The sequence below is a fragment of the Actinokineospora auranticolor genome (assembly GCF_002934265.1).
Taxonomy (GTDB): domain Bacteria; phylum Actinomycetota; class Actinomycetes; order Mycobacteriales; family Pseudonocardiaceae; genus Actinokineospora; species Actinokineospora auranticolor.
Genome location: NZ_PTIX01000030.1, coordinates 26,192 through 40,487, shown reverse-complemented (window position 1 = coordinate 40,487; position 14,296 = coordinate 26,192). Strand labels below are relative to the sequence as shown.

At 71.8% G+C, this 14,296-nt stretch carries 12 protein-coding genes; 5 read left to right on the top strand and 7 right to left on the bottom strand.

Going from position 1 to position 14,296, the window contains the following annotated elements; all coding sequences use genetic code 11:
- Positions 1 to 40: 40 nt before the first annotated feature.
- The 4 genes from CLV40_RS32780 (at position 41) to CLV40_RS32765 (ending at position 4,010) form a co-directional block, all read left to right on the top strand.
- A complete protein-coding gene (locus CLV40_RS32780; protein ID WP_245931717.1) occupies positions 41 to 874 on the top strand; it encodes a LysR family transcriptional regulator in 834 nt (277 codons plus the stop codon).
- Between the two features lie 32 nt (positions 875 to 906).
- The gene (locus CLV40_RS32775; protein ID WP_104482894.1) at positions 907 to 1,728 is read left to right on the top strand and encodes an MEDS domain-containing protein; all 822 of its coding nucleotides are present in this window, start codon (positions 907 to 909) and stop codon (positions 1,726 to 1,728) included.
- The gene (locus CLV40_RS32770; RefSeq protein WP_245931716.1) at positions 1,725 to 2,687 is read left to right on the top strand and encodes an anti-sigma factor RsbA family regulatory protein; all 963 of its coding nucleotides are present in this window, start codon (positions 1,725 to 1,727) and stop codon (positions 2,685 to 2,687) included. Before CLV40_RS32775 ends, CLV40_RS32770 begins: the two co-directional genes overlap by 4 nt.
- Before the next feature lie 93 nt (positions 2,688 to 2,780).
- Complete coding sequence (locus tag CLV40_RS32765; protein ID WP_104482893.1) at positions 2,781 to 4,010, top strand: PP2C family protein-serine/threonine phosphatase; 1,230 nt, start codon at positions 2,781 to 2,783, stop codon at positions 4,008 to 4,010.
- On the opposite strand, the gene CLV40_RS32760 is transcribed toward CLV40_RS32765, so the two are convergent.
- Together CLV40_RS32760 and CLV40_RS32755 are read right to left on the bottom strand one after the other, a co-directional pair.
- Positions 4,007 to 4,522 (bottom strand): flavoprotein, encoded by a 516-nt coding sequence (locus CLV40_RS32760; protein WP_104482892.1) that lies wholly within the window; start codon positions 4,520 to 4,522, stop codon positions 4,007 to 4,009. The genes CLV40_RS32765 and CLV40_RS32760 overlap by 4 nt on opposite strands.
- Before the next feature lie 15 nt (positions 4,523 to 4,537).
- A complete protein-coding gene (locus tag CLV40_RS32755) occupies positions 4,538 to 5,695 on the bottom strand; it encodes a helix-turn-helix domain-containing protein (protein ID WP_104482936.1) in 1,158 nt (385 codons plus the stop codon).
- A gap of 567 nt (positions 5,696 to 6,262) precedes the next feature.
- Here CLV40_RS32755 and CLV40_RS32750 point away from each other — a divergent pair.
- On the top strand, positions 6,263 to 7,141 hold the full coding sequence (locus tag CLV40_RS32750) for a helix-turn-helix domain-containing protein (protein WP_181043889.1): 879 nt from the start codon (positions 6,263 to 6,265) through the stop codon (positions 7,139 to 7,141).
- Between the two features lie 22 nt (positions 7,142 to 7,163).
- Here CLV40_RS32750 and CLV40_RS32745 read toward each other — a convergent pair whose 3' ends face one another.
- From CLV40_RS32745 to kdpF, 5 genes are read right to left on the bottom strand one after another with little or no spacing between them, the layout of a single operon-like run.
- Complete coding sequence (locus CLV40_RS32745) at positions 7,164 to 9,782, bottom strand: sensor histidine kinase (RefSeq protein WP_104482890.1); 2,619 nt, start codon at positions 9,780 to 9,782, stop codon at positions 7,164 to 7,166.
- Positions 9,769 to 10,311: a potassium-transporting ATPase subunit C gene (locus CLV40_RS32740; protein WP_104482935.1), complete on the bottom strand. Its 543-nt coding sequence runs from the start codon at positions 10,309 to 10,311 to the stop codon at positions 9,769 to 9,771. The genes CLV40_RS32745 and CLV40_RS32740 overlap by 14 nt, the downstream gene beginning before the upstream one ends.
- A gap of 6 nt (positions 10,312 to 10,317) precedes the next feature.
- Positions 10,318 to 12,357, bottom strand: coding sequence for a potassium-transporting ATPase subunit KdpB (gene kdpB, locus CLV40_RS32735; RefSeq protein ID WP_104482934.1), 2,040 nt, complete (start codon positions 12,355 to 12,357; stop codon positions 10,318 to 10,320).
- Positions 12,358 to 12,362: 5 nt separating this feature from the next.
- Positions 12,363 to 13,985, bottom strand: coding sequence for a potassium-transporting ATPase subunit KdpA (kdpA, locus tag CLV40_RS32730; protein WP_104482889.1), 1,623 nt, complete (start codon positions 13,983 to 13,985; stop codon positions 12,363 to 12,365).
- Positions 13,985 to 14,086, bottom strand: a complete 102-nt coding sequence (gene kdpF, locus CLV40_RS32725) for a K(+)-transporting ATPase subunit F (RefSeq protein ID WP_104482888.1) — start codon at positions 14,084 to 14,086, stop codon at positions 13,985 to 13,987. Before kdpF ends, kdpA begins: the two co-directional genes overlap by 1 nt.
- Positions 14,087 to 14,296 lie beyond the last annotated feature (210 nt).

Below are 14,296 nucleotides of genomic sequence, written 5' to 3'. Positions count from 1 at the left end.
CGCCCACGGGGGCTGATCAACGACGGTCTGTGACACCATCGTGAAGCCACGGTTCACGATGGGGGTGCGGGTGCTGGAGCGGCACGAGATCGAGACGCTGCTGGTGCTCGCCGAGGAACTGCACTTCGGGCGCACCGCCGACCGCGTCGGGGTGTCCACCTCGCGGGTCAGCCAGACCGTCCGCAGGCTCGAGCGGCGTGTCGGGGCGGCCCTGTTCACCCGCACCAGCAGGCGGGTCGAGCTGACGGACATCGGGCGGGCCCTCTGCGCCGACGTGCGGCCCGGGTGGGCGGCGATCACCGCCGGGGTCGACCGCGCGATCCGGGCGGGCAAGGGCCTCACCGGCACCCTCCGGGTCGGGTTCGTCGGCGCGGCCGGTGGGCTGCTCGTCGCCGACGCCGCGACCGCGCTGACCGACTGCGAGGTCGTCCTCCGCGAGGCCCAGTTCCCCGAGGCGGCCCCGTGGCTGCGCGACCGGGTGGTCGACGTCGTCCTCGCCTGCCTCCCCCTCGACGACCCCGACTTCACCCCGGGCCCGGTCCTGGTCACCGAGGCCCGCCTGGTCGCGGTCCGCGCCGACCACCCGCTCGCCCGGCGGCGGTCCGTCACCGCCGACGACCTGCGCGGTGTGCCGGAGCTGCGCGCCCCGGACGACGGCACCCTCCAGGAGATCCTCACCCTCGTCGGCGCGGGCCGGGGCGCCTTCCCCGTCGGCGCCCACGCCCGGCGCTACTACCCGCGCCCGGACGTGGCCTACGTGCCGCTGACCGGCGCGCCACCGGTCCGCTGGGGGCTGGTCTGGCGCGCCGACAACGCCACCGCCCGGGTCCGCGCGTTCGCCGCAGCCGCCGAGGAGCTGGTTCGCGCCCGGTAGGGGATCGACTACCCGGCGCGTAGGCTGTGGCGATGACCTCGCCCACGCACGCCGGGCGCGGCCACCAGTGCTGGAGCTTCGCCGACCGGGCCGAGTTCGTGGCGCGGGCCGGGCGGTTCCTGGCCGGTGGCCTCGAATCCGGGCAACGCGTCTGCTACATCGGCTCGGGTGGCGTGCCCGCGCTGACCGCGCAGCTGCGCGGCGTCGGCGGGTTCGACGACGCGGTGGACTCCGGGGCCGCGCAGGTCGTCGCCCTCGACGGCCTCTACCCGTCGGACCGCGTGCTCGACCCCGTGGCGCAGGTGCAGGTCTACGCCGCCGCCACCCGGGCCGCGCTGGCCGCGGGCTACCGGGGGCTGCGGGTGGCCGCCGACGCCACCGACCTGGTGCGCGGGCCCGCCCGGCTCGCCGCGTTCGCCAGGTACGAGCACCTCGCCGACCGCTACATGGCGGGCCACCCGTTCGAGGGCATGTGCGCCTTCGACCGCGCCGCGCTGCACCCGGACGACCTGGCCCGGCTGGCCTGCCTGCACCCGGACGGGCACCCCACGCCGTTCCGGCTGCACGCCCGCACCCGCGCGGGCGACTTCGCCCTCGACGGCGAGGTCGACGGCCTCACCCGGGACCTGCTGCCGTGGGCGCTGGAACACGCGCTGCCCGGCGTCGAGCGGGACGGCGAACTGGTCGTCGACGCGACCGGGCTGCGGTTCATCGACCACCGCGGCCTGCTCACCATCGCCGAGCACGCCACCCGCGGCGGTCGCACTGCCGTCCTGCGCACCAGGTGGTCCGGCGCCGCGCGGATAGCCGCCATCCTCACCATCCCCGGGATGCGGGTGGAGGTGGTCGCGTGACGCTCGCGGGCAACCACTCGATGCTGCGCTACGGCTCGGACGAGGAGCTGCTGGCCGCCGCCGTGCCGTTCCTCGACGAGGGCTTGGCCTCCGGTGAACCCACCATCGTGTCGTTGGGCGACTCGCGCGCGGACCTGCTGCGCGGCGCCGTCACCGACCCGGACGGACTCGTCTTCGTCGCGGGCGACGACCTCTACCTCCGCCCCGCCGTGGTGGTCCGCGCCTACCGCGAGCTGTTGGCGGACCTGGTCGACCGCGGCGCGCCCCGGGTGCGGATCATCGGCGAGATCCCCCGGTCGCAGCTGCGCCATTCGTGGGAGTGGTGGGCCCGCTACGAAGCCGCCGTCGAACACGTCTACGCCGACTTCCCGCTGTGGAGCGTGTGCTCTTACGACACCCGGGTGACCCCACCGGCCGTCCTCGCCGAGGTCGCGCGCACGCACGCGATGGTCGCCGCGCCCACCGGGCTGACCGCCAATCCCGAACGGGTGGACCCGCGGGCGTTCCTCGCCGAGCCCCGGTCGCCGCTCCCGTACCCGGTGCAGGAATCCCCGCCCGCGGTGGAGTTGCTCGACCCGACACCGGGCGCGGCCCGCCGCGCGGTGCGCGCCGCCGCGGTGTCCAAGGGGGACGGTTGCCCCGACGGGACCGGCCTCGGCGCGGAGGACCTCGACAACCTGGTGCTGTCGGTCAGTGAGATCGTGACGAACGCGCTGCGCCACGGGCGACCCCCGGTGCGCGTGCGGGTCTGGCCGGGACCGCGCCACGTCGTGGTCACCGTGCACGACACCGGTCCCGGCCCGCGCGACCCGTTCGCGGGCCTGCTCCCCGCCGCCGACCGCGACGACGGCGGCTTCGGGCTCTGGATAGCCCACCAGCTCTGCGCCGACGTGGCGTTCACCCGCCACGGCGACGGGTTCACCGTCCGACTCGCGGCGGGAAACCCGTTCGGCGGATGAGTTCCGGGTGGGGAAGGGCGACGATGTCCGCCGACACGGGCGAACCGGCCACTGGTCCGGGCGCCGCGACTGGACCTTCGTTAGGCTGCGCCGGTGGCTGAGAACTCCGACCACGAGGACCGCCTGCGGGTGTTGGAGGAGGTGACCGACGCCGCCCTCGGAAACCTGGAGTTGGGGGATTTCCTCCGGGTGGTCCTCGGGCGCGCGCGGGAGCTGTTCAGGGTGGACACCGCGGCGGTCCTGCTGCACGACCCCACGTCCCACGTCCTTACCGCCACCGCGGCGGCGGGCATAGAGGAGGAGGTCCTGCAAGGCGTCACCGTGCAGTTCGGCGACGGCTTCGCCGGTCGCATCGCCGAGACCCGCCAACCGGTGGCCCTCGACCACGTCGAGCGGACGTCGGTGATCAGCCCACTGCTGTGGGAGCGGGGTCTGCGCTCACTGCTCGGCGTGCCGATGCTGGCCCGCGGCGAGCTGGTGGGCGTCCTGCACATCGGCTCGGTCAAGGCCAGGCACTTCACCGACTCCGAGATCCGCCTCCTGCAGGTCGTGGCCGACCAGCTGGCGCTGGCCACCCAGGTCGAGGTGTCGAGCGCCGAGCGGTCGGCCGCCGCCGCCCTGCAACGCGGCCTGCTCCCGTCCCGCCTACCCCGCATCCGCGGCCTGGAGTTCGCCGCCCGCTACGTCCCCGGCGCGGGCAAAGCCGTCGGCGGCGACTGGTACGACGTGTTCGGCCTCCCCGGCGACCGCATCGGCATAGTGATCGGCGACGTGACCGGGCACGGCCTGGGCGCCGCCGTGATCATGGGCAGGCTGCGCAGCGCCCTGCGCGCGTACGCCCTGGACTACGACACACCGGCCCAGGTGCTGACGAAGTTGCACAGGAAAGTGACCCACTTCGAACCAGGCGCCATGGCCACGGTCGCCTACGGCATCGTCTCAGCCAGCCAACGCTGCATGACGTTGTCGCTCGCCGGCCACCCACCGCCGGTGCTCGCCGTCCCGGGGACGCGGGCGGAACTGGTCAACGCCCCGGCGGACCTCCCGATCGGCCTGGGCTTGGGCTTCACCACCCGCCGCCCCCGCCGCGACACCCGAGTAGACCTCCCGGACGGCTGCCTCCTCGCCTTCTACACGGACGGCCTGGTGGAGCGCAGAGGCCAGTTGATCGATACCTGCCTACGAACCCTCACAGCGGCAATAACCCCAGACGAACCGGAACGCGTGTGCTCGCACGTGATGTCCACCCTCGTCGGCACCCGCGAGGTCCACGACGACGTCGCCCTGCTGGTGGCCCGCCGCGACCCGGACTCCTGCTCCTAGGGGTCCGCGGTGGCCGCGAGGATCAGCGACCAGTCGAAGGTGGCCAACCCGTCGTCGGCGCGGGTGGTGATCGAGTCGGGGTCGAGGAGGGGCACCCCGCACTGGGCGAGGCGGCGCACACTGTCGTCGTAGGCGGGGTGCTTGCGCAGCAAGGGTTTCACGCAGGGCGCGGCGATGATGGGGACGTCGGTGCCGAGGAGTTCGTTCAGGACACCCAGGGCGAGGGAGTCGCTGATGCCCGCTGCCCACTTGTTGAGCGTGTTGAAGGTCAGGGGAGCGGCGATGACGAGGTCCGCGCGTGGCAGGGGGTCTTGTGCGCCCGGAAGTCCTGAGTGGACTCGGTTGCGGCAGCCGGTGAGGGCGTCGAGGTCGACCCAGGAGGCGGCGGTGGGGGTGGCGACCAGAGTCACCTGACTGCCCTGGCGGGTGAGGAGTTCGATGAGTCCGTCGATGCGCAAGACCGGGGGCGCGGCGGTGACGACGAGGTAGACCGAACGGGGCGACGTGGTCATGTCTGGATTCCGGTGCTAGCGGGTCAGGGCTTCGACGGTGCGCAGTCGCTCGGTGGTTCTGGCTGACGGCATGCGGGTGGCGTAGTTGTGTGCGCTGTCCAGCGTTGCCTGGGCGGCGTCCAGGGCGCCGGTTCGGGCGTAGGACTCGGCGAGCCAGGAGAGGTACAGGGCGACTTCGCGGGCGTGCTCGCGGGGGTAGGTGGCGATCGCGGCGGACAGCAGGGGCGCGGCCCGCTCCGGGGCGCCGAGGTGGATCAGGCACCGTCCGGCCATGACGTCGATTTCGGCTCTGTTGAGCCAGTAGACCCACTCGGGCTCCTCGATCTCGGCGGAGCGCCGCTCGTAGGCGTCATCCACCGCGTCGAGGGCGCGGAGAGTTGTCTCCCGGTCCGCGGCCTTGGCACCTGCCCAGGCGACTCGCTCCCACAGCAGCGCGCGGACCACGGGGGACGCGTCCGCGGCACCGGTCGCGGCTGTGCGGGCGAGCAGCAGGGCGTCGCGCGGGTCGCCCTCGTTGGCGAGCTGGTAGCTGAGGGAGGAGAACAGTTGCGCCGCAAGCGGATCGTTGCCCACCTCGGCGGCGGCGGAGGCCCCGTCGAGGTAGAACCGCTGGGCTTCGTCGTGCAGACCCGCGTCCGACGCCACCCACCCGGCCAGTTGCGCCAACTCGGCCGCCGCAGTGAACAACCGCCTGCCGACCAGGTCCGCGTAAAGCCCCTCCCGCACCAGCGATTCGGCTCCGGCGAGCTCGTGCCGGATCGCGGGGAGCAGGTCAACGCTCTCGACTACGTCGTCGAGGTGCCTCAGCTCCACCACCCGCGCCTCCAGGCTATCGGCCAGAGAACCACCGAAACGCCTGCCCGCCCGGCGCTGCTCGGCCACAGGGGAGTCGGCCACCAGCCATTCATGGGCGCGTCGAAGGGGATTGAGCGGGGTGAGGTGGGGTTGTTCGGACGACGGAACCGGCGTCGGTGGCGTGAGCAGTGAGTCGAGTTCGGTGAGGGAGACATCGAGTGCGGCAGCGATCTGCTGTCGCCGTTGCGGCCGTGGCGTGATTTTTCCCGTTTCCCAACGGTTGACGGTCGAGACCTCCACCCCGAGCCGGTGCGCCAGCGACTCCTGGGTGAACCCCATCGCCTCGCGACGGGCTACGAGCGCCGCGCGTTTGCCCATGATCGTGCCCACCTCGACTCGCCAGTTGGAGCACCGGCGCAACCGTGCCTGGCCGGTTCCGATGCCGCGTCGCCACCATAGTCGGCCATCGCGCGAACGGGGGCCGACGTGGCTGCGGCATGCACCCGTTCGGACTATCCGTGCGGGTGTGGTTGCCATCAGGCGAATCGCCCAGGTTCGACCTCGTTCGGAGTATCCGTTCTCGCGACAGCGGGATCACTGTCCGGGGAGTCGAGTGACAGCTCCACTCGCACCGCCCAGTTCCAGTCGCGCCACGTCTGCTTCTCCATGGTGAGTGGCGAATCCCGTCTGTCGGCTGTTCGGGGGTGACCACTGAAGACGTGTGGGCGGGACGAGTCAGAGCGGGCACCCGGCGATTCGATGGAGTTGACCATGCGAACGGCCATGCGCGGGATAGACGCGATGCGGTCGGACAGTCGCCGGTGCTTGCGGGCCAAACGCTCGGTCAACGCCTGTTCTCCGCCGATACCACGCTCTGGATCCGGGGAGACGAATGTCGTTGACTGGGAATCGCAAGGTCTTGCGGAGACGATGAGGAGTGCCGGCGTGACCAAGACGCCAAAGGCTGTCGCACTGGGGAATGCCCTGCGGGTGGCGCGCAAGGACCGCCGCTACTCGTTGAGGGAGTGCGCGCACAAGGTCGGCTGTGACATCTCGGTGCTGTCCCGTTGGGAGACCGGGGACCGGGTGCCCGCTCCCGAGGTCGTGGGGCACATCCTGGGCGCGCTGGCTGTGCGGGGGCCGGTGCTCAAGGGAATCATGTCGCTGACGCGCGACATCGAGGCGCCGTTCTGGGTCGCGGGCACGCCTGTCGAGCGCGAGCGGCAGTTGGTGGCCTACGGGGAGTTCGAGCGAGACGCCGAGGAGATCACCCTGGTGTCCCCGCTGACCATCCCCGAACTCCTCCGCACCCCGGACACAACGGCCGCGGTTGTCCGCTCCCAGGGTGTCGCGGAGGACGGGATCGCGGATCAGGTCGCCTCGATCGTCGCCCGGCAGCAGAACCTGGTCGGCGCGGACCGACCGGCGAAGGTGACCGCCTTCATCGGCGCGACTGCCTTGCGGCAGACCTTCGGAAGCCCCCGCGCGGCCCTCGCCCAACTCGGACACCTGATCGCGATGGCCGCCCACCCCACCATCGTCGTCCGGGCGATCCGCGACAGCGGCGACACCTGCCCGCCCACCCAAACCTCGACCTTGCTGCACAGCCGCGATCTGCACACCGCCATCACCGACTGCCACCCATCCCCGGTGTGGGCACACCTGCCGGACCACCTCCGCCCCCAGAAGCGAGCCATCGCCAGACTCTTCGAGCACGCTCTGCCCCCCGATGAGTCCCTCGGCTTCATCAGCAACCTGGCCCACCGGCACCGTGACCGCACGGACCCCGACTTCCACGATGCGCGGGCTCCGGGTGATCGCTAGCGGCGAAGCGCAGCCGGGCTGGTTACGGCTGTTCGGACCGGTCCGGCACCGCGAGCGGCAGGGAGATCACCAGGGTCAGGCCGCCGCCGGGGGTGTCCTCCGCGGTGACCGTGCCGTCCATCGCCTCCGTGAACCCCTTCGCCACGCTGAGCCCGAGGCCCACCCCGGGGGTGCCTTCCCGGTCTCCCAGACGCTGGAACGGGGCGAAAACCGCCTCCGTCATGTTCTTCGGCAGTCCGGGCCCGTGGTCGACGACCCGCAGTTCCACGTGGTCGCGGTGGGCGCTGGCGCGGATCGCGATCTCCGGTTCGTCGGCGCCGATGGCACCGTCGCCGTCCACGTCGACGTGGCGGCGGGGGTGCGGTCTTCCGTGTCTTAGGGCGTTGTCGACGAGGTTGGCGACCACGCGTTCCAGCAGACCCGGGTCGGCGCATACGGCGGGTAGGTCTTCCGGCACGTCCACCGCGACGAGGTGGCGTTCGTCGATGCCCGCCAGTGCGCGGGACACGGCTTCGTCGTAGGTGACCGGGCGGGTTCGGGGGACCACCGCGCCCGCGGCCAGGCGGGAGGAGTCGAGCAGGTTGTCGATCAGGCCGGTGAGGCGGTCGGCGGAGACCTCGACCGTTTCCAGCAGTTCCCGGTTGTCCTCTTCGGACAGTGGTAGGGATGGGTCGCGCAGGCTGCCGATGGCCGCCTTGATGGAGGTCAGCGGGGTGCGCAGGTCGTGGCCGATGGCGGAGAGCAGGGCCGTGCGCAGCTCGGTGGTCTCCGCGTGGCGCCGGGCTTCCGCGGCCTCGGCGGCCGCTCGTTGTTGCCGCAGCGCCAGTACCGCTTGGCCCGCCGCCGCTTCCAGGGCCCGCTGGTCGCCCGCGGGCAGGGTTCGGCCGCGCAGTGCCAGGTGCACGTCGGCGGTCACCGGTACGTCCACATCGGCCTGTTCCGGCCGGTCGCACGGCGGCGACCCGACGCAGGCCACCCGGAGCCAGCGGCCGTCCTCGCGTTCGAGGAGCGCCACCGAGTCGAGGCCGAAGTTCTCGCGCACCTTCTCCAGCAGCCGGGTGACCGGTGTCGGGTGGGTCAGGACCGTGCGCGAGTACGACGCGAGCAGCGCCGCCTCCGTGCGCGCCCGCGCGGCCTGCTCGGCCAGCCGGGCCGCGCGGTCGACGACCAGCGCCACCAGCACCGCCGTGACCACCATCGCCACCAGGGTGACCAGGTTCTCCGGGGTGGCCACGGTGAGGCTGTAGAGCGGCGGGGTGAAGAAGTAGTTCAGCAGCCCGGCACCCAGGAACGCCGCCGCCAGCGCCGGCCCCAGCCCGCCGACCAGCGCCACCAGCACGGTGGCCAGGAAGAAGCCGATCAGGTCGGTGGAGAAGCTCAGGTCCCGCCCGGCCAGCGTGCCGAAGCCCGTCACCGCGGCGGGCAGCAGCACCGACAGCAGCCACCCCCACCGCAGCCGCGACGGCGACAGCGCCTCCCGGGCCCCCGACCAGCGCCCCCGCCGCCGGGCCCCGTCGTGGGTGACCATGTGCACGTCGATCGGACCGGACGCGCGCACCACCGCCGCCCCGATGCCCTCGTCGAACACCCGGGCCAGTCGTGAGCGGCGGGACGTGCCCAGCACCAGCTGGGTCGCGTTGACGCCCCGGGCGAACTCCAGCAGGGCCGTCGGCACGTCGTCGCCGACCACGGTGTGGAACGTGGCACCCAAGTCCTCGGCGGTGCCGCGGAACCGGGTCAGCAGGTCGGGGGCGACGCCCGCGAGGCCGTCGCCGCGAAGCACGTGCACCACCACCAGCTCGCCGCCCGCGCGGACCGCGATGCGCCGCGCCCTGCGGATCAGCGCCTCGCTCTCCCGGCCGCCGGTGATCGCGGCGACCACCCGCTCGCGGGCCTCCCAGGTGTCGGTGATGCGCTGCTCGCTGCGGTAGCGCTGCAACGCGACGTCGACCTGGTCGGCCACCCACAGCAGGGCCAGCTCGCGCAGCGCGGTGAGGTTGCCGACGCGGAAGTAGTTGGCCAGGGCCGCGTCGATCTTGTGCGCGGCGTAGACGTTGCCGTGCGCGAGCCTGCGGCGCAGCGCCTCCGGGGTCAGGTCGACCAGCTCGACCTGCTCGGCGCGGCGCACCACCTCGTCCGGCACGGTCTCCCGCTGCGCCACCCCGGTGATCCGCTGCACGACGTCGTTGAGCGACTCCAGGTGCTGGACGTTGACCGTGGACAGCACGTCGACGCCCGCGTCCAGCAGCTCCTCGACGTCCTGCCAGCGCTTGGCGTTGCGGGAGCCGGGGGCGTTGGTGTGCGCGAGCTCGTCGACGACCGCGACCTCGGGCGCGCGGGCGAGCAGCGCGTCGACGTCCAGCTCCTCGACCGCGACGCCCCGGTGGTCGATCGCGTGCCGGGGCAGCACGTCGAGGCCGTCGAGCAGCCGCGCGGTCTTCTCCCGGCCGTGCGTCTCGACCAGGCCGACGACCACGTCCGTGCCGCGTTCCCGGCGCCGGTGGGCCTCGCCCAGCATGGCGAAGGTCTTGCCGACACCGGGCGCGGCCCCCAGGTAGATCCGCAGTTCTCCGCGTCTGCGCTTGCCGTCCACCCGGTCAGTGTGCGCGTCCGGCTCCGGGGTCCGCTCACCTGGCGGCATCGAGCACGCGGTTGAGCGCGGTGACGTTGACGCCCGGGTCACCGAGGATGCCCAGGCCGCGACCCTCGGTGTGCTCGGCGACGAGCGCGCGCACGGCGTTCTCGGACAGGCCGTTGGCGCGCGCGACCCGGGGCACCTGGAGCTGCGCGTACGCGTCGCTGATGTGCGGGTCGAGCCCCGAGGCCGACGCGGTGACCGCGTCCTGCGGTACCCGGTCCGGGCTGACGCCCTCGCGCTGGGCCACGGCGGCCCGGCGCTCGGCGACCACGGTGTCGTAGTCGGCGTTGACCTCGGACTTGTTCGACCCGCCCGACGCGGGCAGGGTCGCCGCCGACGGGCGCGGCTGGAACCACCGGTCGCCGTCGCGGGGCACCGCCACCAGGGTGGTGTCCACGGCCTCGGCGTTCGCGCGCAGGCCGGGCAGCCGGGACACGGCCCAGACCGCGGTCGGGTAGAGCACGCCGATGATGACGGTCAGGACGAGCAGCACGCGCAGCCCGGCGCCGGTTTGCTTGAGCAGGTTCTTCATCATTCCTCACCCGATTCCGGGGATGAGCCGCACCAACAGGTCGATCAGCCAGATCCCGGCGAACGGCGTGACGACCCCGCCGACGCCGTAGACCAGCAGGTTGCGCCGCAGCAGCGCCGACGCGCTCGACGGCCGGTACCGCACGCCGCGCAGGGCGAGCGGGATCAGCACGACGATGATCAGCGCGTTGAAGACCACCGCGGACAGGATCGCCGAGTTCGGCGAGTGCAGGCCCATGACGTTGAGCCCGCCCAACTGCGGGTGGATCGCGGCGAACATCGCGGGCAGGATCGCGAAGTACTTGGCCAGGTCGTTGGCCACGCTGAAGGTGGTCAGCGCGCCCCGGGTGATCAGCAGCTGCTTGCCGATCCGGACGATCTCGATCAGCTTCGTCGGGTCGGAGTCCAGGTCGACCATGTTCCCGGCCTCCTTGGCGGCGGAGGTGCCGGTGTTCATCGCCACGCCGACGTCGGACTGGGCCAGCGCGGGGGCGTCGTTCGTGCCGTCGCCGGTCATCGCGACCAGCCTGCCGCCCTCCTGCTCGTGCCGGATCAGAGCGAGCTTGTCCTCGGGCTTGGCCTCGGCGAGGTGGTCGTCGACCCCCGCCTCGGCGGCGATCGCCTTGGCGGTCAACGGGTTGTCGCCGGTGACCATGACCGTGCGGATGCCCATGGCGCGCAGTTCGGCGAAGCGTTCCTTCATACCAGGCTTGACCACATCGGACAGTCGGATGACACCGAGGACGGTGTGGTCGCCGCCGGTGCTTTCCGCGACCACGAGCGGGGTGCCGCCGTCCGCGCTGATCTCGTCGACGATCTCGCGGGTCTGCTCGGTGAGGACGAACCCGGAGGCGGCGCCCTTGCGGACTTCGCGGCCGCCGAGGTCGATGCCGCTCATCCGGGTCTGCGCGGTGAACGGGACCGCCTCGCCGGTCTTCTCGTGGTCGGTGGCCTCGGCGGCGCGGCCGTACCCGGTGACGCACAGCTCGACGATGCTGCGGCCCTCGGGCGTGCCGTCGGCGAGGCTGGACAGCCGCGCGGCGTCGACCAGGGCGTCCATCGAGGTGCCGCCGACCGGGATGAACCCGGTGGCCCGGCGGTTCCCCCAGGTGATGGTGCCGGTCTTGTCCAGCAGGAGGGTGTTGACGTCGCCCGCGGCCTCGACCGCGCGGCCGGAGGTGGCCAGCACGTTGCGCTGCACCAGGCGGTCCATGCCCGCGATGCCGATCGCCGAGAGGAGCGCGCCGATGGTGGTCGGGATCAGGCAGACCAGCAGCGCGGTCAGCACGACCACCGACTGCTCGCCGCCGGAGTAGACCGCGAACGGCTGCAACGCGACGACCGCGAGCAGGAAGACGATCGTGAGCGTGGAAAGCAGGATGGTCAACGCGATCTCGTTCGGCGTCTTCTGTCGCTGGGCACCCTCGACCAAGGCGATCATACGGTCCACAAAGGTCTCGCCGGGCTTTGCGGTGATCCGCACCTCGACCCGGTCGGAAAGCACGGTGGTGCCGCCGGTGACGGCCGAGCGGTCGCCGCCGGACTCGCGGATGACGGGGGCGGACTCGCCGGTGATCGCGGACTCGTCGACGGTGGCGATGCCCGCGACCACGTCACCGTCGCCGGGGATGACCTCGCCCGCCTCGACCACGACCAGGTCGTCGACACGCAAGTCCGCGCCGGGCACGAGTTCCTCGGTTCCGTCCTCGCGAATACGGCGTGCGACGGCGTCCTTCTTGGTGCGGCGCAACGATTCCGCCTGCGCCTTGCCGCGTCCTTCCGCGACGGCCTCGGCGAGGTTGGCGAACAGCACGGTGAACCACAGCCACACGGCGACCGCGACGGTGAACACGGACGGCTCCGCGACGGCGAACACCGTCACCAGCACAGAACCGACCCACACCACGAACATCACCGGGTTGCGGACCTGGTGGCGGGGGTGGAGTTTGCGCAGCGCGTCCGGGACGGAGTCGAGCAACTGGCGCGGGGCGAACACCCCCGCCGCGACCTGTTGGTTCTCCGCCTGGGGTTCGCTGGATCGGGTCATGGTGGTCACTGGAGGGCCTCCGCGATGGGACCGAGGGCGAGGGCGGGGACGAAGGTGAGGGCGGCGACCAGCACGACGCTGCCGCCGAGCAGGCTCGCGAACAGTGGACCCGTGGTGGGCAACGTACCCGCGGTGACGGGCACCTTGCGCTGCTCGGCGAGCGCGCCCGCCAGGCACAGCGCCGCGACGATGGGCACGAACCGGCCGAGCAGCATGCACACCCCGAGCGAAGCCTGGAACCAGTCGCTGGCGACCGTGATGCCCGCGAACGCGCTGCCGTTGTTGTTCGAGGCGGACGCGAAGGCGTAGAGGATTTCCGATAACCCGTGCGCTCCCGGGTTGTTCAGCGCGCCAGGGGTGCCCGGCAGCACGGCGGTGATGCCCGCGCCGATCAGCACCACGGCGGGCATCGCCAGGATCGAGATCGCCGCGCAGGTGACCTCGCGCCTGCCCAGCTTCTTGCCCAGGTACTCCGGTGTGCGGCCGACCATGAGCCCGGCGAGGAACATCGCGATGACCGCCATGACCAGGATGCTGTAGAGGCCCGTGCCGACCCCGCCCGGTGTCATCTCGCCGAAGAGCATGTTGAGCAGCGCGCCGCCGCCCCCGAGCCCGGTGAAGCTGTCGTGCATGGCGTTGACCGCGCCGGTCGAGGTGCCGGTGGTGGCGTCGGCGAACAGCGCGGTGGACGGGATGCCGAAGCGGAGTTCCTTGCCCTCCAGCGGACGCAGGCCGTGGGCCTCGGCGACCCAGATCACCGCGAGCATGGCGGTCCAGAGGGTGCCCATGACGCCGAGCAGCACGTAACCCTGCTTGCGGTTGCCGACCAGGGTGCCGAAACTGCGGGTGAGGCAGACAGGGATCACCGCGATCAGGAAGATCTCGACCAGGTTCGACCACCCGCTGGGGTTCTCGAACGGGTGCGCGGAGTTGGCGTTGAGCACGCCACCGCCGTTGGTACCGAGTTCCTTGATGGCCTCTTGGCTCGCGACGGGCGCGGTGGCCACGGTCGAGCCGTCGACGTCCACACCGGACTTGAAGCTCATCACCACACCGGTGACGATCAGGAGGATGGCGAACAGGAACGCGACGGGCAGGAGGATCCGGACGGTGCCCCGGGTCAGGTCGACCCAGAAGTTGCCGAGGCGGTCGGTGCGCGCGCGGACGAACCCCCGGACGAGGGCGAGCGCGACGGCCAGGCCGGTGGCGGCGGAGACGAAGTTCTGCACCGTCAAGCCGACGAGCTGGACGGTGTGGCCCATGACCGTTTCCGGCACGTACGACTGCCAGTTGGTGTTGGTCACGAAACTGGTCGCGGTGTTGAAGGCCATACCGGGCTGGACGTCACCGCGACCGAAGTCGAACGGCAGGATCGACTGGATCCGTTGCAGCAGGTAGAGGAGGGCGATGCCGGCGAAGGAGAACCCGAGGACGCCGAACGCGTAGGTGCTCCAGCGCTGCTCGGAATCGGGGTCGACCCGAACCAGCCGGTACACGGCCCGCTCGACCCGGTTGTGACGGGTATCGGAGTAGACACGCGCCATGTAGTCACCGAGAGGCCGGTAGACCAGCCCAAGGGCGAGAAAGAGCAAGGCGACCTGAAGCAACCCCGCGACGGTCCCGGACATCAAAACCTCTCCGGTTTAACCAGGGCCACGACCAGGTAGCCGAGCAACAACAAGGCGAGCACCCCACCCACCACGTTGGCCACCACACCGGTGCCGCTCACAACTTCTCCAAACCGCGCACGCACAGCGCCAACAACAGGAACACACCGATCAGCAACACCGCGTAGGCCAGGTCGGCCATGGGGCGTGCTCCTCTCACCCGGCAGTCCACCTTGGACCGCGTCCACGAGAGGGTGCCCCACAACCAGGCGACCCCAGCCCCCACCTGACGCGTCCCTGACACCCACACCTGCGACTTTGACGCGCCCTTG